Below are 20,289 nucleotides of genomic sequence, written 5' to 3'. Positions count from 1 at the left end.
GCCTTCGGGCGTGCGACGACGCCGCTTGCGGCTCCCTGGGCGCCGCCCGCGGCCCCGCGCATCCTCGGCGCACCCCACACGGTCGCGCGCGACGCCCCCGGCCTCAGCGGGCTCCCCCGGCCGCCCGTCGCCGCCCTGGACGCTGCCGCCCGCGGCCACCTCGCCGCCGCGCCCCCGCCCGCCCCCCCCCCCGCCCCCCCCGCCGCCCCCGCCCCCCGCCCCCCCGCCGCTGCCCCCCGGGTCTCCCGCCCCGGCCCCCCCCCTGCGGGCGGGCCGCGCGCCCGCGGCCGCGGGGCGCCCTGCCCCCTCCCCAGTCTCCAGCGCGCCCCGCCCGGCCTGCCCCGTACGCCCTCCCCCTCTTCGCCGCCCCACTTGCCGCACGCGCCCCGCCCCGCACCTGAGTGATAAGCAAGTCGAGGCCCTCGCCGCCGAGCTCGACGCCCTGCGCGAGGAATTCCTCGCCAAACGCGGGGCCGACGATGCCGCCTACATTCGCCGCATCATCGCCACCCAGCGCTGGCTGGAAATGGGCAGCCGCGCGGTCCTGCTGTTTTCCAAGTGGCGCCCCGCATTCTGGCTCGGCACGAGCGGCCTCGCGGTCGCCAAGATCCTAGAGAACATGGAAATCGGCCACAATGTCATGCACGGCCAATGGGACTGGATGCGCGATCCAAAAATCCACTCCTCGACGTGGGAATGGGACCACGTCTCGCCCGCCGCGCAGTGGAAGTACTCCCACAACCACCTGCACCACACCTACACGAACGTCCTGGACCGCGATAACGATCTCGGCTACGGCATCATGCGCGTGGATGAGGCACAGGAGTGGCGGCCCTTCCACCTCGCCCAGCCCGTCATTAACCTCGTGAACGCCGCGATGTTCGAATACTCCATCGCCGCCTACGATCTGGAGCTCGGGCCCTACCTGAACGGCACCTCGGATAAATCGGACGAGCAGTTCAAGGCAGAGGCCCGCGCGGTGGTCGAGAAGATTAAACGGCAGGCGTTCAAGGACTACGTGCTGCACCCGATCCTGTCCGGCCCGAGCGCGCTGTCCACCCTCGGCGCGAACGTCCTAGCGAACCTGATCCGCAACGTCTGGTCCCACACCGTCATCATCTGCGGGCACTTCCCCGAGGGGGTGGAGACCTTCGAAACCGAATCGATCGACGGTGAAACCCGCGGCGAATGGTACCTGCGCCAGCTGCTGGGCAGCGCCAATATTTCCGGACCGCGCGTCCTGCACATCATGACCGGCAACCTCTCCCACCAGATCGAACACCACCTCTTCCCGGACCTGCCGAGCTCGCGCTATCACGAGATTGCGCCGCGCATCCGCGAGATCATGAGCCGCTACGGTCTGACTTACGTCACGGGCCCGATGCCAGTACAGGTCGCGAGCGTGACGAAGAAGATCTTCCGCCTCGCGCTGCCGAATAAGGATCCGAAGGTCTCGCGCCCCGCCCAGATCTGGCGTGCCCTTCGCGGCGCGCGGAAAAAGTAGTGCCGCTTCCCGAAAGGTGAGCCCACCACGCGGGCCGGGCGCCCGAGCGGTAAGCTCGATGACGCCTGGTCCATCGTTGCCGTTTTGGGGATTACATGCCTGCTATGACGCCCGCCCACCATCCCGACACCATCGAGGATGCCGCCGCGAGCCCGGATCGTGAGATGCCGTTTGCGGAGCTCGGTCTGCGCGAAGAGGAATACCAGCGGATCCGGCGGCTGCTCGGCAGGCGCCCCACCGCCGCGGAGCTCGCCATGTACTCGGTCATGTGGTCGGAGCACTGCAGCTACAAGTCCTCCAAGATCCACCTCAGGCAGTTCGGCGAGAAGACGACGGAAAAGATGCGCGAGCACCTGCTCGTGGGCATCGGGCAGAATGCCGGCGTCGTCGATATCGGCGATGGCTGGGCCGTGACCTTCAAGGTCGAGTCCCATAATCACCCCTCTTTCGTTGAGCCATACCAGGGCGCTGCGACGGGCGTCGGCGGCATCGTGCGCGACATCATCTCGATGGGCGCGCGCCCCGTGGCCGTCATGGACCAACTGCGCTTTGGTGCGATCGACCACCCCGATACGGCCCGCGTCGTCCACGGCGTTGTTGCCGGAATCGGCGGCTACGGCAACTGTCTCGGCCTGCCCAATATCGGCGGCGAGACGGAATTCGACGCTGTCTACCAGGGCAACCCGCTCGTCAACGCCCTGTGCCTTGGCGTGCTGCGCCACGAGGACATCCACCTCGCCAACGCGACGGGCGAGGGCAACCACGTCGTCCTGTTCGGTGCACGCACCGGCGGTGACGGCATTGGCGGCGCCTCCATCCTCGCCTCCGAAACCTTCGACGAGGGCGGCCCGACGAAGCGCCCGAGCGTGCAGGTCGGCGATCCCTTCATGGAAAAGCTCCTGATCGAATGCTGCCTGGAACTCTTCGAGCGCGAGCTCGTCGAGGCGATCCAGGATCTCGGCGCTGCGGGCATTTCCTGCGCGACCTCCGAACTTGCCTCCAACGGCGATTCCGGCATGCACGTCGATCTGGAGAACGTGCTGCTGCGCGATCCGAGCCTGACCGCCGGCGAGATCCTCATGAGCGAATCCCAGGAACGCATGATGGCGATCGTCGCGCCCGACAAGCTCGACGAGTTCCTCGCCGTGACCGGACGCTGGGAGGTCGAGACGGCCGTCATCGGCACCGTGACCGGCAACGGGCGCCTGACTATCGACCACTTCGGTGAGCGCATTGTCGACGTCGACCCCAAAACCGTCGCCCACGACGGCCCGACCTACGACCGGCCCTACGCCAGGCCCGACTGGCTCGATGCCGTCCAGGCCGACGCGGCCGAAAAGCTCGCCCGCCCCGGTAGCGCGAAGGACATCCGCGAGCAGATGATCGCGCTCGCGGCCTCGCCCAACTGCGCGAGCGTGCAGTGGATTACCTCCCAGTACGATCGCTACGTCCAGGGCAACACGGCGCTCGCGCAGCCCGATGACGCCGGCGTCGTGCGCGTCGATGAGGAAACCGGCCTCGGCGTCGCCATCGCCACCGACGCAACGCCGCGCTTTGCCTACCTCGACCCCTACGCGGGAGCGCAGGCCTCGCTCGCCGAGGCCTACCGCAACGTCGCAACCGTCGGCGCCCGCCCCCGCGCGATCACCGACTGCCTGAACTTCGGCAGCCCCGAAAAGCCCGACGCGATGTGGCAGCTCGTGCAGGCCATTACGGGTCTGGCCGACGGCTGTCGGGAGCTGTCGGTGCCCGTGACCGGCGGCAACGTCTCGCTGTACAACACGACGGGCGAGGAATCGATCTACCCGACGCCCGTCGTCGGCGTGCTCGGCGTCATCGAGGACGTCTCGCGCGTCGTGCCCTCGGGCTTCACCGACGCGGGCCTGACCCTCCTGCTGCTGGGAGCCACCCGCGAGGAACTATCCGGTTCGGAGTGGGCGCGCGCCATCCACGAGCACATTGGTGGCGTGCCGCCGAAGGTGGATTTCGGTGCCGAACGTGCTCTTGCCGACGTCCTGATCGCACTCGGCCAGCAGGGCATGAGCCGCGCCGCGCACGATGTCTCGCGCGGCGGCCTGTCCCAGGCACTGATCGAATCGGCGCTGCGTTTTGGCACCGGCGCCAACGTGGACCTCTCCGAGGTTCTGACGCGCGACGGGATCGATACGACGAGCGTGCTGTTCGCCGAGACCGGTGCCCGCGCGATCGTTGCCCTTGATCCGCAGGACGTCGATGCCGCCCGGGCCCTCGCCGAGGAAGCTGGCGTCCCGGTGGCCGAGATCGGCACAAGCGGCGGCGACCAGCTGACGATCAGCGTGCCCGAGGGCACTGTGCAGCTGGGCCTTGGCGAGCTGGCCGAGGCCGCCGCGGCGACGCTTCAGCAGCACTTCGGCTAGATGAGGTTGAGCGCCTTGCCGACCCGCACGGCGTTCTCCCGGTTCTTTACGCCCACGTACTGCAGCGAAGCGATCTGGTGATACTGCGCACGTTCTAAAGGTGGGGTGGAAGAAGACCGTGCCAGGTTGTGGGACGGTAGCCGGCGGTTTTACTATGTGGTCACCGTTTTTTGGTCAGCGCAATAGGTGTGTAGCGTTGGCGTCGAACTCAAGTTAGCCAACGAGGGCCGCTCGGCCCGGTGGCGGGCGCGGTCCTGGTGAAGGAGGACCCGTGGACGACTACCTGGACTCGCTCTTCGAGCATGTACGCACCCTGAACCCCGGGGAAGACGTTTTCCATCAGGCCGTGCACGAGGTTCTCGAATCGCTCGGTCCCGCGCTCGTGAAGAACCCCCAGTATCGCGACGCCGGCATCCTGGAGCGGATGATTGAGCCCGAACGCCAGATCGTCTTCCGCGTGCCGTGGATCGATGACTACGGCAAGGTGCAGGTCCACCGCGGCTACCGCGTCGAATACAACTCGGCGCTCGGCCCGTACAAAGGTGGGCTGCGTTTCCACCCGTCGGTCAACATTTCGATCGTGAAGTTCTTGGGCTTTGAACAGATCTTCAAGAACTCGCTAACGCGGCAGGGCATCGGCGGCGGCAAGGGCGGTTCGAACTTCGACCCGCATGGCAAGTCGGATAACGAGGTCATGCGGTTTTGTCAGTCCTTCATGACCGAGCTCTACCGGCACATCGGTGAATACACCGACGTGCCCGCGGGCGATATCGGCGTGGGTGCGCGCGAAATCGGCTACATGTTCGGCCAGTACAAGCGCCTCACCAACCGCTACGAGGCCGGCGTCCTCACGGGCAAGGGGCTCGGATGGGGCGGCTCGCTCGCCCGCACCGAGGCCACCGGCTACGGCACGGTGCTCTTCGCCGAATCGATGATGCACCAGCACGGCGAGGGTTTCGATGGCCAACGCGTCGTCGTCTCCGGCTCGGGCAATGTCGCGATTTACGCGATCGAGAAGGCTCAGCAGTTGGGTGCGACCGTCGTATCGTTTTCCGATTCTTCCGGCTACGTCGTCGACGAAGAAGGGGTTGACGTTGACCTGCTGCGGCAGATCAAGGAGGTCGAGCGCGGACGCGTCTCCGACTACGTCGACCACAAGTCGAGCGCGGAGCTCGTTACCGGTGGGTCAGTTTGGGACGTACCGTGCACCGTGGCGCTGCCATGCGCGACGCAGAACGAGTTGGACGAGGCCGCTGCCCGCACGCTGGTGAACAACGGCGTCAAGGTTGTTGCCGAGGGGGCGAACATGCCCTGTACGCCCGAAGCCGTGGAGATTTTCCAGCTTGCCGAGTGCCTGTTCGCGCCGGGTAAGGCCGCGAACGCTGGCGGCGTGGCGACCTCCGCGCTGGAAATGGAGCAGAACGCATCGCGCGAGCAGTGGAGCTTCGATAAGGCTGAAGCCAAGCTGGCGAAGATCATGAAGACGATCCACGACGAGTGCGCCGAAACCGCCGAAGCCTACGGCCAGCCGGGCGATTACGTCCTCGGGGCCAACATCGCGGGCTTCACGCGCGTCGCGGACGCGATGCTGGCGCAGGGGATCGTCTAACCACCAAGGGTGATGCCCGCCGCGAGGCGAGCGAGCAAGCCTTTTTGCCACATTCCCGCCGGCGCCGCATGCCCGGAGGCCCAGATCGCACGTCGGATCTGGGTGATGGAGTCCCTTTCCCGTGATGCATGTTCTCGGTGACCAAGGGCTGCCATGCTCGTCCTTGGGGCTTTCAGTCAACTCGGCGCTCAGTGCGGGGGCCAGCTCATCCTTCGATTCTGGCCCTACGTCAGCGAGCGTTCGGTGAGGTCCTGCGCAGTGGTGATTTCTTCCGTTTGGTCAAGCATCAAGCCAGCCCGCATTCACCGTTTTCTGATAGTGCTGATGGTCCCCGTGGCTTTTCTTACAGTCCCACCGACGGTCCTATAGATGTCAAGTGAGTTCGAGGTTGGTTTTCAGGTCGTGGTAGACCTCGCGGGCGATGAAGCGTTTGAGGCGGCGGAGGCGTCGCGTGACGTAGTTGATCGTGGGCTGATGGTATCGCATTCGGCGGACGGCGATCATGTGGAGGGCGGCGTTGGCTTGGCAATCACCACTGCGGTGGAACCGCATGCGGTGCGTCTTGCCAGACGAGACTGGTATCGGTGCGACGCCGCAGAGCCTGGCGAACGCGGCTTCGGAGCGCAGCCGGTCGATGTTCTGGCTCGCGGTGATCAGCAGCTGAGCGGCGTGACCCGGGCCAATCGCGAGCTTCGAGGTCAACGTCGGAGCGGTGGGTGTCACGAGCTGTTTCAGCACGATGTCGGCCTCGGTGATCTCTTCGTCGAGGATCTCGATGTGTCGGGCCATGACCCTGAGAGGACGTTTGGTGGCCTGCGTCGGATCGTCCAGACTGCTCAGGTCATGTCGCAAGCCGGCGCACCGCGCGATGAGCGCGGCCGCGGATCCTTCGGTGAGTTGTTCTGGTAGCTCAGCCGGAGCAGTGACCAGCAGACTGCGCAACTGGAGGATCGTCCCTGTCCGGGAGCGAACCGCGGATTCACGGGCCATACGCAACACACGAATCGGCTCAACGACTCCCGTGGTCGTCTTCGCAACAGCGGCGGCTTGACCGCAGAGAGCTTTGCGTGCGGCTGCTTCGGCATCGATCTTGTCGTCCTTACTGCGCCGGGCTCTCAGATGCGGATGGGGCTGGTTGCCCTCGACCGCATCGACACCCGATTTCTGGAGGTACCGGGTGATGCCGACGGCATATGATCCGGTGGACTCTACGCCGATCTTGTCGATCACACCGAACCCCGAAAGCCATTCCAACGCGTCACGATACCCTTGCGAAGTCACCGGAAACGGATGATCGCCGAGCGTCCTGCCGGTCACGTCGAGTGCGAGGACGTGGTGGGTATCAGCGTGTGCGTCGATGCCTCCGACAACGATCTCTGCTTGCGTTGTCAACGTGTGATTGTTCACGCTGGTGGTATCTGCCTTCGATAAGGGGATGACCTCGCCGGGCCGGGCGGACACAACAATGACGAGACATGATCGAGCAAGGTCCTATGAAGTCATGCTCCTGCCCGGTCCGGTCACCCGGAACGAACGCGGTCTCAGGACGAGTCGACCCGTCGGTGTCAGGACAGCACTCCCAGGAGCGCGTCAGTTAATCGGTAGGCCAGACCCGCCCCGAGGCCACAACACCATCTTCATTGTTTATCGGACAGTCCTGTCAACCCCAAGTGTTATTGTTTTGTGATGTTTTTGTTGGTGGTTTGTGGGTTGGGTGGTGGTGTGGGGGTGTAGGTTTGGGCTAATTCCGATGGTGGAAGGTCCCGTTGAGTGATTGGGATTGCCGTGTGTGTTGGTCGCGGTCTGCGTTTTTGAAAAAATGGGTCCAGGAAAAGCTAGGAACTTCCATGTGCGCATCGTAGGGGGGCTGCGGGGGTGGATATTGTGAGCGCGACGCGCCGCGAATGTGCCCGTTCAATGATGGAACGCTTGTGTGGCTGTGAGCATGCTGTCCACCTGAGAGAGGCGTTAGAAGTTGACGCGGTGCGGGCTCTTGGTTGGACAAAGCCTAGTAGTAGATCAGAAACACTTGTCAAATTTGGTGTGATTCAGGACGGAGTTCTCCGAAATTCAATTTTAATGGCCGTGGTGACGTGTAAGAGGGCTGTTTTTTGGTCTCATAATAACGTGGATATCAATATTGGGGTAGTGCCCTATATGAATTCGTTCACTAACTCAGATTCGTTTTCGTCACTTGTGCATTCCTCGAGAAACGAAATGGAGGGGGCTCAAAGGAGTCTTAGTGGTTTTCGAATAGAATGGGCGCCTTTGGGTCGTGTTGAGCGCTTGCTCAATATTATTAGTGCTTCGTGGGACCGAAAGGATGACCATTTTGATGGCTAGCGACGCCTGCATCGCAGCATCAGCTGGCGCCTGCTCTTTGCTCTCAGTTGCAGGCGCCGCAGTTAGTGTAATCAAACGCAACCAGGACTGTAGAGGGCGAATAAAAGACTCCAACTATTGGTGGCAATATGTGTATGATGTTGGTTCGGTTTTTGTGCCCGGACTGAGGGCGGCCCCAATGGCTGTTCATGCGATCAAAGGAATCAGGGCTCGAATAAGGAAGTATATGCCTGCAAGGCCTAGTCGTTTCTTTCACGCGGGTAGCTCGCGACACTTTACGACGTGGACACGCGGTTACCTGCGGGCGATCAATGGACGCAAAGCGGTTGGCGCCGTCAGGCTCTCTGGAGTTGGTTTTTCGGCAGGAAGACTTTCGGTGGAATGACGTACCAGCTTGGTGCGGCGTTAGCTGAGGGTGATGCCCGCCGCGAGGCGAGTGAGCAAGCCTTTTTGCCACATTCCCGCCGGCGCCGCATAGCCCGTCCAGGGCGCGGCGTCGGCGGGCGTATGAAGAGAGTGGATCAGCCAGGTGGCCGCGAGACGTGCCGCGATGTGGGGCGGTGCCGCGTGGATCCCAAAGTGACGGGCACCTGACAGTCCGCGTTCGATGGCGGATGAAACGAGGACCGATTCTGTGAGCGTTGGCGGCAACACCGGCGTGAGTACACGGATGCCCTCGGCTCTCGCGACGGTCGCGCGCCACCTATCGATACGCTTGGCGGACAGGTAGTTCGGGCCCTGAGCGGAAAGAGCCGCGTCACGCACCCGTCCGTTTATCCAATAGGAGTCCGTCGGCGTCCCTGAGTACGCGAGCGTGACATCGCGGCGCGCGCGAAGCAGCCGGGTGACGAGCCGATCGGCGGCCAGCGCGAGGTGGACGTTGGCGCGCCCCGGAGCATACAGCGCGTTGACGACGGCAAGCTCGCCGGGAAGCGAAGCGAGGTGATCGGCCAGGGCGTCGGGCGCGGCGAGGATATCGCTGAGCTCCGCGGGTGCGAACGTCAGCGTTCCCGGTGCTGTGCGCGCTGCTTCCGACAACAGCGGGCGGCGCTGAGAATTGGAGCGAATGACGGCATGCACGTGCGCGCCGGCGGCGATGAGCGGCAGCGTCGGAGCGAGTTCGGCGCCTGCCCCGAGGACGACGACCGTCCTGCCTGAAAGCGACCACCACTGGGGATGTGCCGCCACGGCCGCGCACGCGGCAAGCCCGAGCGACGAGATGATCTCCGGCGGCAGCGCCGACGAGAGAGCTGGGGCAGGACAGCGGGCGGGGGCGTGCGATGGCTTGGCCGTGTCAGACTCATCGGCCACCGCCGGTTCTGCTCGCTCCGGCGAGGGGGCTGCCTCGTGCAGGACCTCAAGCCCGGCGCGTGCCGCGGCGGGATTACCGTCCGGCCCCTCGAGTTCGGTGAGGCGCCGAAAGGCCGACCGATAATGCTTCCGCCACCGGCGGTCCCCGGGACTGACGAGCGGCCCGGCTCCAAGCGCGGCAGCCGCCGCATTCAGCGCCTCTTGCACCGCCGGCGTCACGACGAGCTATCCGATCCGCGTCGCCGCATCGCATCGATCACCGCGATGACGAGCGCAACTGCAATCATCCCCACTGTCACGCGCAGCGCCATCGAAAACGCGTGGCCGTAGGACTCCGCCGGCGTTCCGGCCGTCATTGCCTGCGTTGCGAAAAAGACGCTCGTCATGACCGCGAGCCCCACGGAGGCACCCGCCCGTTGGGTCGTCTGCAGCACCCCGCCCGCCGTGCCGCCGTAGGAGACCGGAACATCAGCGAGGGTGAGGGTCTGGTTAGGCGAGATCACGACGCCCGAGCCCGCACCCGAAACCGCCATGAGTGCGGCAAACACCCAGATGAGTTGCGGCTGCGGCACATAGATCGAGGCGAGGTCGATCGCGGTGATCCCGAGCGCCATGACAGCAAGCCCGATGACGACGAGCCAGCGTCCCAGTCCTGGCAGCCAACTGCCCGAGCGGGCCGAGGTGTAGCCCGCGGTCACCGCAAAGGGCAGGCCGAGCGCACCCGCCACGAACGCACTGAGTTCCAGCCCCGATTGAACGTAGACCGACATAACGATCCAAATCCCGGTGAAGCCCGCAAAGTAGGCGGTGCCCATCGCGGTGCCGAACGCGAATCCCGTATTACGCATGAGCGAGCGCGGCAAAACGGCGGAGCCGCCGCGCCTATCCAGCACAATCTCCCACGTCATGAACGCGATAAACCCCGCCGCTGCGACGGCCAGCCACCACCACGGGGCGTTCGCGAGTCCGCCCTGCTCCGTGCCGACGAACGGAATCATGAGCGCCAGCACCGTGATCCCCAGGAGAAGCAAGCCGAGCACATCGAGCTTCAGCCTGCCTGCCGCGCCCCGGTCGTGATCGGGCAGGTAGCGCGCTGCCGCAATGACAAGGATGATGCCGACGGGCAGGTTCACGAGGAAGACGGAACGCCACCCCAGTTCCGGGCCGAGCACCGCGATCAGTACGCCACCAAGCACCGGTCCCAGCGCCGTCGAGACGCCGATCGCCGCGCCAAACATCCCGAAAGCCTTGCCACGTTCCGCGCCGGAAAACAGTTGCTGGATGAGCCCGACGACCTGCGGGTTGATGATCGCCGCCGCCACGCCCTGGGCGAGCCGGAAGGCGGCGAGGGCCGCGGCCGTGGGTGCGAGCCCGCACGCGACTGAGGCGATGACGAAGCCGATGACGCCGATGAGGAACATGCGGCGCCGGCCATAGACATCGCCGAACCGGCCAGCCGGCACGAGCGCGAGACCGAACGCCAACGAATAGCCCGCAACGATCAGCTGGATGTGAGCGGGCGTCGCATCGAGCGAAGCCTCGATCGAAGGCAGCGCAATATTGACGATGGAGACGTCCAGCAGCGTCATGAACCCCGCCGCGAGAATCACCGCGAATGCGCGCTTGCGTTCATCGGGTGGCAGGGCGGCAGATTCGTGAGGGCTCGACATACAAGCTGTTCTATCACCTCTATGGGCAACCGGCGGTTTGCGCCCGAGTGGCCGCTAGGTGAGAGCGTGGTGAACGCAATCAAAAGTGGGCGAGTTTGTTCCCTAATGCGGTCAACCTTCTTCACAACATTGCGCCTGCGGGTTAGCCTTGCGTGGACGGCTGCCCCCGCAGCCAGACCTATCCATGGACAAAAGGACGAGGTTTCATGTCGAAATCCATCTACACCAGGTCTCTTGCGGGCCTGAGCGCTGCAGCGCTCGCGCTCGTAGGACTCGCCGGTGCCGCCGCCGCTGATCCGGCGGAAAGCCCCGAGCCGACCACCTCCGATACGGTCGAGGCTCCCAGCGAGGAGTCCGAGTCGGGCGCCGAGGCCACTGACGAAGCCGGTAACGGCAACGACGCTGATGCCGAAACTCCCGCCGACGAGGCTAGCGACAGCGAAGGCGACGCCGCCGATGAAGGCGAAGCGGGCGAAACTTCCACGACCGAATCCAAGGTCGGGCTCCAGGCATCCACGCAGGCCGCCCCGGATTACGTGGCGCTGGACATTTTGAACATCACCGACTTCCACGGCCGCATTAACCAGGCCGCGAAGATCGCGACTTTCCTCAACCAGTTCCGCTCCGAGAACCCGGACGGCACGATCTTCACCTCCTCCGGTGACAACATCGGCGCGACGACTTTCGAGTCGAGCTCCCAGGATGATGAGCCCACCATCACCGTCCTGAACATGATGCGGCTGCGCGTCTCCGCCGTCGGCAACCACGAGTTCGACAAGGGCTGGGACGACTTCGTTGCGAAGAACGCCACCACCGACTTCACCTACCTCGGCGCGAACGTCGAGAACGAGGTCCCGGATCTGCCCGGCCATGAGGTGTTTGACCTGAACGGTGTGAAGGTCGGCTTCGTTGGAATCTTGACCGAGGACATGGGCTCGCTCGTCTCCCCGGACGGCGTCAAGGGCATCGGTTGGGGCGATATGGTCAAGCATGCCAACGCTCAGGCCGAGATCCTGACCGACGGCAACGAGGCTAACGGCGAAGCCGATGTTCTCATCGCGCTCGTGCACGAAGGCCCGAACACCTCGGATGTCGCCGCTGGCGAATTCTCCACCCTCGCTAACGGGATTTCCGAGAAGTACACGGCCGTCTTCGCGGGCCACACCCACATCGCCTACAACACCGAGCACCGCGGAATCCAGTTCCTGCAGTCCGGCCAGTACGGCGAAGGCGTGGGCCACCTCGGCCTGAAGTACGACAAGAACCACGACGTCGAAGGCTTCTACAAGCCGATCGTCGACACCGCTGGCATCACCGCCACCAAGTCCCTTGACGTGACGCCCGATCCCGAGATCGCGGCCTACGTCAAGGAAGTCACCGACAGGGCTGAAGAAATTGGCAAGGAGGTCATCGGCTACACCGCTGGCGATTTCCTGCGTGGCAAGAACACCGACGGCAGCGAAAACCGCGGCAGCGAATCGACCATCGGTAACCTCGTCGCCGAGGCCCACCTCGCCCAGGCTAAGGTCACGCAGGAGGATACCGACTTCGCGGTCATGAACCCGGGGGGTATTCGTGCGGATCTGCTGTACAAGGTCGACTCAGATGGCGCTGTGACCCTGAAGGACGCCGCGGACATCCAGCCGTTCGCGAACTCGCTCATGGTCGTGACCCTAACGGGCGCCGAGATCAAGCAAATGCTCGAAGAGCAGTGGCAGCTCGATAAGGATGGCAACGTCCCCAACCGCGCCTTCCTGAAGCTCGGCATTGCCGGCTTCAGCTACACCTACGATCCCGCCGCCGAGCGCGGCGAGCGCATCACCTCGATCACGCTGGATAACGGCGAGCCGATCGATATGGCTGCCAACTACCGCGTCGCCGCGAACTCGTTCCTGGCCACCGGTGGTGACAACTTCCACGTTCTTGCCGGCAAGCCCATTCAGGACACCGGCCAGATCGATCTTGATGCAACGATCGATTACATCAAGAACACCGCCGCCACCAAGGACACGGCCCTGCAGCCGAAGTTCAACCAGCGCTCCATCGGCATCCACGATGTCAAGGGCAACCTGCCCGAGGGCCTGGTCGTCTCCGGCAGCGAGCTCTCCCTGGAGTTCTCCTCGCTGTCCTTCTCGGCTGAGGTCGTCACCGGCGGCAAGGTCGCAGCGGAGCTCACCTGCGAGTTCTCCCTCGTGGACGGCGACTCGCTCGGCAAGGAGACCGTCGCGGTCGACAACACCGTCAGCGATGGCGCCGATGAGACCGGCAAGGCCACCATCGACCTCACCGTTCCGGACCTGACCGGCCGCGAAGGCCAGACGATCGCCCTCGTGTGCTCCACGGATCTCGGCGACGAGGTCACCGTAGCCACGGGCAAGGTCGACGGCACTCCGGGCGAAGAGCCCACCGAGCAGCCGACCGAGCAGCCGACGGAGCAGCCGACGGAAGAGCCGACGGAGCAGCCCACCGAGGATCCGACCGGTACGCCGACGGAGCCCGGCAAGCCCGGCAAGCCTTCGCTGCCGATCACGGGCGCGCAGAGCGATCACCTTGGTATCGCCGCCCTGCTGCTCGTGGGTGCTGGCCTCGCATCCGTTGGTATCGCACGCCGCCAGGCGCTGCGCTAACCACGAATCGGCTAGCTAGCTGATGCGCTAGCAGCCAACGCGCAACCGGGCGCGGGCTCCCTTAGGGAGCTCGCGCCCGGTTTCGTTGCGCCCACCTGGGGCGCGGCCCCCTCACCCGCGAGTGCGAGGGATCAGTAGCCTTGCGGAGACTTCGGTCGGCGCCGGGTGCACCGATCTCTCCTACAATGGCCCCATGTCTCGCACACGTGATGACGCGGCCGCGCGCGAGGTGCTGGCGCGCTTCGGAGCAGGCGACAAGCTCACCCGCGCGGAGCTTCGGCTCGCCGCCCGCTACGCCCTGGCCGAATTTGCTCGCCTGCATCCCGGGCGCAGCGTCGAAGTGCGGCTGCCCCCGGCCGCCGTCGTCCAAGCCATCGCCGGTCCCGCGCACACGCGTGGCACCCCGCCCAACGTCGTGGAAACGCGGCCCGAGGTGTGGCTGGAGCTCGCGCTGGGCAAGCGCAGCTGGCAGGACGCGTGCGCATCCGGCGACGTACAGTGGTCAGGAACGCGCGCCGACCTCGGCGAGTACCTGCCCTACGTGTAACAAAAGGAGCACCATGGCCCCCAACCTCGGACCGCGCCGCGACCCGGGCCCCATCCCGCCCGTCGAACGCGCCAAGCTCGATGCGCAGCGGGCCGCGGCCAAGCGCCCGGAAGCCTCCGGCGCGAAGGGCGTGGAGGTCGTGCACCGGCGTGCCCCGCGCTACGGCCGGTTCATCCTGACGGGCCTGCTCGCCGGAGCGCTTCTCGCATTCGTCATCGCGCTCGCAACGCGCGGCTGGTCGGCGCTGTCCACGTCGAACACCTTCTGGCTGCTGCTCATCTCGCTCGGGCTCCTCGGCATGCTGGCCGGCTCCGTCATCGCCTACTTGCGCGATCGCGCCTCGCTCACCCACGTCGATGCCATGGTGGCATCGCCCGATGAGCCCGAAGGACGCGCGTAGATGCCGCGGCGCCGCTTCCTCCTCACCGCTGAATCCGCGACGATCGACCGCGCGCTCGCCGAACTGCGAGCCGAGCTCGAGATCCGCGAGGATTTCCCCTCCGACGTGCTCGCCCAGGCACAGGACGCCGCCGCCCAAGGGCTGCCCGCGCCCGGCAGCCTCCCGGAGCACGGCCGTCCGAGCATCGCGCCCGTCGACATGCGCGAGCTGCCGTTCGTCACCGTCGACCCGCCGAGCTCGATGGACCTCGACCAGGCCGCCTACCTCACCCGCGGGTCCGATGCGGGCGAGGCGGGCTACACGATCTATTACGCGATCGCCTGCCTCGCGTTCATGGTGCGACCCGGCGGCCCGCTCGATACCGAGGTGCGCGAACGCGGCACGAGCATCTACGGCCCGGGCCACGTCATCGCCCTGCACCCCGAGGCGATCTCGGCGGATGCCGCCTCCCTGCTGCCCGGCGAGGACCGCCTCGCCTACGTCTGGCAGATCGGCCTGGATGCCGAGGGCGCGATGACGAGCTACAGCGTCCGCCCCGCACTCGTGCGCAGTCGCGCGAAGCTCAGTTACACCGACGTCCAGCGGGCGCTCGACGGCGCCGGTGAGCTCGAGGGCGAGGTGCCCGCCGACTTCCCGCAGCTGCTGGAGCGCATCGGCCAGCTGCGCATCGCGCGCGAGGCGGCACGCGGCGGCGTCTCGCTCGACATCCCCGAGCAGGAGGTGGCCGAGAGTCCCGACGGCTATGTCCTTTCCTACCGCGCCAACCTGCCCGTCGAGTCCTATAACGCCCAGCTTTCGCTCGCCACCGGCATCGCGGCGGCGCGCATCATGCGGCGCGCCGGCACCGGCATCCTGCGCACCCTGCCCCCGGCCGAAGAGCGCGACCTGCGCCGGCTGCGGCACACCGCGCGGGCACTCGGCCTTTCCTGGCCGAGTGAGATGACCTACCAGGACTTCGTGCGCTCGCTGTCCTCCGCCGACGCCGCCGCGGCCGCGTTCCTGAACGAGGCGACGACGCTGTTTCGCGGCTCGGGCTACCTCGCGTTTGCGGGCGGCGCCATCCTCGGCGAGGACGGCGAGGCGCTCGAGCCGCTGGGGGAGTCCCACCCGCACGCCGCGATCGCGGCGGAATACGCCCACGTCACCGCGCCGCTGCGCCGGCTCGTGGACCGCTACGGCCTGGAGATCTGCGCCGCCGCCTGCGCGGGCGAGCCGATTGCGCCGTGGGCGGTCGAGGGGCTCGCGGGCCTGCCCGCCATCATGGCGCGCACGAGCCAGCTCGCCAGCCGCTATGAGCGCCGCGCGATCGACCTCGTCGAGGCGGCCGTGCTCTCCAGCCATATCGGCGAGACGTTCTCCGCGACGGTGATCGACGCGAAGAACGGCGGCGGCACCGTACTGCTGCGCACCCCGGCCGTGCGCGGCCGCGTCGCGGGCGATCTCGCGCCCGGTACCCGCGTCACCGTGCGCGTGCGCGCCGCCGATCCGACGACGGGCACGATCGAGCTCGACGTCGTCGAAGCGGACGCAGGCGGTTAGCACTAGGGCGGCGTCCATGTGGCAGACTGGACGCGTGCGACGCGGTGATCACCAGCCAACCCCTGCCCCGTCCGAGATTGCGGACGAGGCCCCGCCGCGCGACGAATGCGGCGTTTTCGGCGTCTGGGCGCCCGGCGAGGACGTTGCGCGCATGACGTATTTCGGCCTGTATGCCCTGCAGCATCGTGGCACCGAATCCGCGGGCATCGCCACGTGCGATGGCTCGACGATCCTCGTCTATAAGGACATGGGCCTCGTCTCTCAGGTTTTCGACGATCGCGCCCTGTCCTCGCTGAGCGGCCACATGGCCGTCGGCCACGTCCGCTATGCGACGACGGGCGCCTCGACGTGGGAAAACGCCCAACCGACCCTCGGTCCCACCCAGCACGGCACCGTCGCCGTCGCCCACAACGGCAACCTCACCAACACCGCCCAGCTCGCCGCTCGCGTGCGCGAGGAGTTCGGCGAGGACTTGCGCGGCGAGTTTGGCCGCGGCTCCACCACCGATACGGCCGTCATGACGGCGCTGCTGCGCGGCAGCGGCGCGGGTAGCCTTCAGGCCACGGCCTTAGAACTCCTGCCCACCCTGCACGGGGCGTTCTCCCTCGTCTTCATGGACGAACACACGCTGTATGCGGCGCGTGACAAGCACGGCCTGCGGCCCCTGGTCATCGGGCGCCTGTCCGGCGGCTGGGCGATCGCCTCGGAAACCGCGGCGCTCGATATCGTGGGCGCCTCCTTCGCGCGCGAGGTCGAGCCCGGCGAGCTCGCCATGGTCGACGAGGCGGGCCTGCGCTCCGTGCGCTTCGCCGAGGCCCAGCCCGCCGGCTGCATCTTCGAATACGTCTACCTCGCGCGCCCCGATACCCGTATCGCCGGCAGCTCAGTGATGGCCACCCGCTCCCAGATGGGCCGGGCGCTCGCCGCTGAACACCCCGTCGAGGCCGATCTTGTCATCTCCACGCCGGATTCCGGCACACCCGCGGCGATCGGCTACGCGCAAGCCTCCGGCATCCCCTTTGCCCAGGGGCTGGTGAAAAACGCCTACGTCGGACGCACGTTCATCCAGCCGACGCAAACGATCCGCCAGCTCGGCATCCGATTGAAGCTCAACCCGGTGCGCGAGGTCATTGCCGGCAAGCGCCTCGTCGTCGTCGACGATTCCATCGTGCGCGGCAACACCCAGCGCGCACTCGTGCGGATGCTGCGCGAGGCCGGCGCCGCCGAGGTCCACGTGCGCATCTCCTCCCCGCCGGTGAAGTGGCCGTGCTTCTACGGCATCGACTTCGCCACCCGCGCCGAGCTCATCGCCAACGGGCTGTCCGTTCAGCAGATTCGCGATAACCTCGGCGCCGACTCGCTCGGCTATATCAGCCTCGAGGCCATGATCGAGGCGACGATGATCGCGCCGGACAAGCTGTGCACCGCCTGTTTCACCGGGAACTACCCCGCCTCCACGCCCGAGGACTTCACCGCAAAGGACGCCGCCCATGAGCACTGAGAACCCCGACGCCCCGCAGCTGACCTACGCCGAGGCCGGCGTCGATACCGCCGCCGGCGATAGCGCCGTCGAGCTCATGAAGGCCGCCGTTGCCGGCACGCACGGCCCCCACGTCGTCGGCGGCTTCGGATCCTTTGCCGGGCTCTTCGACGCGAGCCCTCTTGCGGGAATGCGCCGCCCGCTGCTTGCTACCTCCACCGATGGCGTCGGCACCAAGGTAGAGATCGCCCGCCGCCTCGACAAGCACGACACCATCGGCCAGGACCTCGTCGGCATGGTCATCGACGACATCGTCGTCATCGGTGCGCGCCCCCTGTTCATGACGGACTACATCGCCTGCGGCTCGGTCGACCCCGAGCGCATTGCCGCGATCGTCGGCGGCATCGCGCGCGCCTGCCAGGCCTGCGATACGGCGCTCATCGGCGGTGAGACGGCCGAGCATCCGGGCCTGCTCGGCCCCGACGAATACGACATTGCGGGCGCCGTCACCGGCGTCGTCGAGGCCGACGCCATGCTCGGGCCCGAGCGCGTTGCCGAGGGCGACGTCGTCGTTGCCCTGGCCGCCTCCGGCTTGCATTCCAACGGGTACTCGCTCGTGCGCGCCACCCTGGAGGCCGCAGGCGTCGGGCTCGAGGAACAGCACGAGGACTTTGGGCGCACCGTCGGCGAGGAACTCCTGGAGCCGACGCGGCTGTACGCGCCCATCTGCCTGCCGATGCTCGAGCGGATCGAGGGCATCCACGCCCTGTCCCACATCACCGGCGGGGGACTGGGCGCCAACCTCTCGCGCGTCCTACCCGAAGGCCTGCGCGCCCGCGTCATCCGCTCCGCCTGGCAGGTTCCGCCCGTCTTCACCGCCGTGCACACCTGGGGCAATGTCCCGCTGGCGGACCTGGAAAACACGCTCAATATGGGGATCGGCATGGCCGTGGTGTGCACCCCCGATGCCGTCGACGAGGTCCAGGCAATGGCCTCGGAGCAGGACTGCGATTCGTGGGTGTTCGGCGAGATCGGCTCGGATGACGATTCCATCGAGGGTACGCACATCTCGGGCGTCAAGGGCGTGGCCGGGGGCAGCGTCGAGCTCCTGGGCGATTACCGCATGTCCTAGGTTCTTTAGGCACGACGAAAACCCGGATGGCCCCAGGCCCTCCGGGTTTCGTTGTTGAGTAGGAAACTCCCGCGCTACCGCACGCTAGCGATAGTCGCTCCAGTCATCATCCGTGGCTGGAGGGATCTCGTACTCGTCGTAATCAGCGGACTCTTCACGTCGCTTTGACGATAATTCTCGTTCCAAAGCTGCGTAGTCGGTCTCCGGGCTGAAGTACTTCAGCTTGCGGGCAACCTTCGTCTGTTTGGCCTTTTGACGGCCGCGCCCCATGGCGTGACCCCCTCCAACGTCGATGCGGGGCGGCATCCAAGCGGATGCGGCCCCTTGGTTCAGTCATATCTCGTGCCATAACCGTACAATGTTTGCGCCCGCATTGCTATTCGCCATCCAGATAACGAGCTGCCAAAGCGGCGGAAAGACGCGAAATGGTGGGCGAAATTTTTCTTCGTCTGCTGCGCCACTCTTCGACTGTCGGTGATGCCGATTTGGGCGGTTGTGGGACTATGGGCCCGCGAAACCCGCGCGGGTGCTGCCTAGCCTTGACTCAAGTGTTTGGCGAAGGAGGTCCACCGATGAACTCGGGTGAACTCATGAGCGAAACCATGCTGACACCGGGCGAGGTCGCTCGGCTGTTTCGCGTCCGCGCAAAAACCGTGGCACGGTGGGCGGACGAAGGAAAACTCGGCGTCATTCGGACTGCCGGGGGTCATCGCAGGTTTCGCTTAAGCGAGGTTGAAGAACTTATGCGGCGATGTGGCTCGCTGCGCGAGGACGAGCACCTCGATTTTCCCCACTAGCCACGCCAGCCTCCATCCAGCTGCCCCGATAAACGGTGATCGCCCCGACGAATCCTCGTCGGGGCGATGCCGTATCAGGGGTGTCGGGCGCTACTTCTTGAACGCCAACCCGATCAGCGCTGCCGCGCCGGCGACCACGACGCCCGCGAGTGCGATCGTCTTCGGATCCCCACGCTTGACGTCTTCGACGAAGACCTTGGCGTGCATCGAGGCGTCCTCGGCGAGCAGCTTGGCCTGCCGGCTGGCGTCATCGGTAAGGGAGACCGCAGCCTTGGAGGCATCGTTCGCAACCGACATGATGCCGGCCTTCGCGCTCTCAATGCCGGCGCGCGGGCTCACACGGTCCGCGAGGGCGTTGACGGAGTCGGAGAGTTCTTTGCGGCGCTTTTCCAGATCAGCCTTGATCTGATCCGCGGAGCGCTTGTCCTCGCTCATGAGTGCAGTCCCTTCTTCACAGCTTCGACGTTCTTCTTCATCCCGCCCACGGGATCGGGGCTCGTGACATCTTTTGCATCTTGCAGCTTCTTGTAGCCAATGAAACCGATGATGGCAGCGATGATCACGAGGATGAGGCCAATGATCAGTGCCGAGAGCCACAGCGGCACCGCGTTCGCCAGGCCGTGGATCGCCGAGTAGAGCAGGACCGGCACGGCATACAGCGCGATTAGGACGCCCGCTGCTGCGAGCATTCCGCCACCGGCACCGAGCTTGGAGACCTTCTCGGTGAGCTGGGTCTGCGCTAGTTTGATCTCGTCTCTCACGAGCGTGGAAAAGTTCTCGGAAATATCTGCGACGAGCTCCCCGATGGACTTCTTTGCCTCCGGGCGAGGTGCGGCGCTCGATGTACCGACTGCAGGATCTGTTCCCTTAACACTCACGTGGGCCACTCCTATGTTCGGGTCGCGAAAGCTGTGCTCTTCCTATCTTTGCCGGT

16 protein-coding genes are annotated in these 20,289 nt (G+C 65.8%); 10 read left to right on the top strand and 6 right to left on the bottom strand.

Annotation, left to right across the window (positions count from 1 at the left end):
- Positions 1-526: 526 nt before the first annotated feature.
- The 3 genes from MUN85_RS10410 to gdhA all read left to right on the top strand — a co-directional run bounded on the left by MUN85_RS10410 (position 527) and on the right by gdhA (position 5,509).
- Positions 527-1,504 carry a fatty acid desaturase family protein gene (locus MUN85_RS10410; RefSeq protein ID WP_250506637.1) on the top strand — a complete coding sequence of 326 codons (978 nt, stop codon included), beginning with the start codon at positions 527-529 and terminating at the stop codon, positions 1,502-1,504.
- 95 nt (positions 1,505-1,599) lie between these two features.
- Complete coding sequence (gene purL / locus MUN85_RS10405) at positions 1,600-3,900, top strand: phosphoribosylformylglycinamidine synthase subunit PurL (RefSeq protein ID WP_250506636.1); 2,301 nt, start codon at positions 1,600-1,602, stop codon at positions 3,898-3,900.
- 271 nt (positions 3,901-4,171) lie between these two features.
- On the top strand, positions 4,172-5,509 hold the full coding sequence (gene gdhA / locus MUN85_RS10400) for an NADP-specific glutamate dehydrogenase (RefSeq protein WP_250506635.1): 1,338 nt from the start codon (positions 4,172-4,174) through the stop codon (positions 5,507-5,509).
- A gap of 372 nt (positions 5,510-5,881) precedes the next feature.
- Here the strand turns inward: gdhA and MUN85_RS10395 are convergent, their stop codons facing one another.
- The 3 genes from MUN85_RS10395 to MUN85_RS10385 form a co-directional block, all read right to left on the bottom strand.
- Positions 5,882-6,916, bottom strand: a complete 1,035-nt coding sequence (locus MUN85_RS10395) for an IS110 family RNA-guided transposase (protein WP_250506634.1) — start codon at positions 6,914-6,916, stop codon at positions 5,882-5,884.
- Between the two features lie 1,341 nt (positions 6,917-8,257).
- On the bottom strand, positions 8,258-9,382 hold the full coding sequence (locus MUN85_RS10390; protein ID WP_250506633.1) for a hypothetical protein: 1,125 nt from the start codon (positions 9,380-9,382) through the stop codon (positions 8,258-8,260).
- Positions 9,379-10,833, bottom strand: a complete 1,455-nt coding sequence (locus MUN85_RS10385) for an MFS transporter (protein ID WP_250506632.1) — start codon at positions 10,831-10,833, stop codon at positions 9,379-9,381. The genes MUN85_RS10390 and MUN85_RS10385 overlap by 4 nt, the downstream gene beginning before the upstream one ends.
- Before the next feature lie 206 nt (positions 10,834-11,039).
- On the opposite strand from MUN85_RS10385, the gene MUN85_RS10380 reads away from it, so the two are divergent.
- The 6 genes from MUN85_RS10380 (at position 11,040) to purM (ending at position 18,558) form a co-directional block, all read left to right on the top strand.
- The gene (locus MUN85_RS10380; RefSeq protein ID WP_284501108.1) at positions 11,040-13,460 is read left to right on the top strand and encodes a 5'-nucleotidase C-terminal domain-containing protein; all 2,421 of its coding nucleotides are present in this window, start codon (positions 11,040-11,042) and stop codon (positions 13,458-13,460) included.
- Positions 13,461-13,653: 193 nt separating this feature from the next.
- On the top strand, positions 13,654-14,007 hold the full coding sequence (locus MUN85_RS10370; protein WP_176780672.1) for a sterol carrier family protein: 354 nt from the start codon (positions 13,654-13,656) through the stop codon (positions 14,005-14,007).
- 13 nt (positions 14,008-14,020) lie between these two features.
- Complete coding sequence (locus tag MUN85_RS10365) at positions 14,021-14,407, top strand: hypothetical protein (protein WP_250506631.1); 387 nt, start codon at positions 14,021-14,023, stop codon at positions 14,405-14,407.
- Complete coding sequence (locus tag MUN85_RS10360; protein WP_250506630.1) at positions 14,408-15,946, top strand: RNB domain-containing ribonuclease; 1,539 nt, start codon at positions 14,408-14,410, stop codon at positions 15,944-15,946.
- A gap of 16 nt (positions 15,947-15,962) precedes the next feature.
- On the top strand, positions 15,963-17,447 hold the full coding sequence (gene purF, locus MUN85_RS10355; protein ID WP_250506629.1) for an amidophosphoribosyltransferase: 1,485 nt from the start codon (positions 15,963-15,965) through the stop codon (positions 17,445-17,447).
- Entirely contained in the window at positions 17,437-18,558 is a 1,122-nt protein-coding gene (purM, locus tag MUN85_RS10350; protein ID WP_250506628.1) for a phosphoribosylformylglycinamidine cyclo-ligase, read from the top strand. The genes purF and purM overlap by 11 nt, the downstream gene beginning before the upstream one ends.
- A gap of 84 nt (positions 18,559-18,642) precedes the next feature.
- Here purM and MUN85_RS10345 read toward each other — a convergent pair whose 3' ends face one another.
- On the bottom strand, positions 18,643-18,828 hold the full coding sequence (locus MUN85_RS10345) for a DUF3073 domain-containing protein (protein ID WP_092561751.1): 186 nt from the start codon (positions 18,826-18,828) through the stop codon (positions 18,643-18,645).
- Positions 18,829-19,130: 302 nt separating this feature from the next.
- Between MUN85_RS10345 and MUN85_RS10340 the strand changes: the two genes are divergently transcribed.
- Positions 19,131-19,355 (top strand): BldC family transcriptional regulator, encoded by a 225-nt coding sequence (locus MUN85_RS10340; protein WP_092561754.1) that lies wholly within the window; start codon positions 19,131-19,133, stop codon positions 19,353-19,355.
- Between the two features lie 90 nt (positions 19,356-19,445).
- On the opposite strand, the gene MUN85_RS10335 is transcribed toward MUN85_RS10340, so the two are convergent.
- Together MUN85_RS10335 and MUN85_RS10330 are read right to left on the bottom strand one after the other, a co-directional pair.
- Entirely contained in the window at positions 19,446-19,790 is a 345-nt protein-coding gene (locus MUN85_RS10335; RefSeq protein WP_092561757.1) for a DUF3618 domain-containing protein, read from the bottom strand.
- Complete coding sequence (locus MUN85_RS10330) at positions 19,787-20,233, bottom strand: phage holin family protein (RefSeq protein WP_092561760.1); 447 nt, start codon at positions 20,231-20,233, stop codon at positions 19,787-19,789. Before MUN85_RS10330 ends, MUN85_RS10335 begins: the two co-directional genes overlap by 4 nt.
- Between the last annotated feature and the right edge of the window lie 56 nt (positions 20,234-20,289).

Source organism: Bowdeniella massiliensis (assembly GCF_023634005.1).
GTDB classification, from domain to species: Bacteria; Actinomycetota; Actinomycetes; order Actinomycetales; family Actinomycetaceae; genus Bowdeniella; species Bowdeniella massiliensis.
This window is presented reverse-complemented; position numbering and strand designations above follow the sequence as displayed.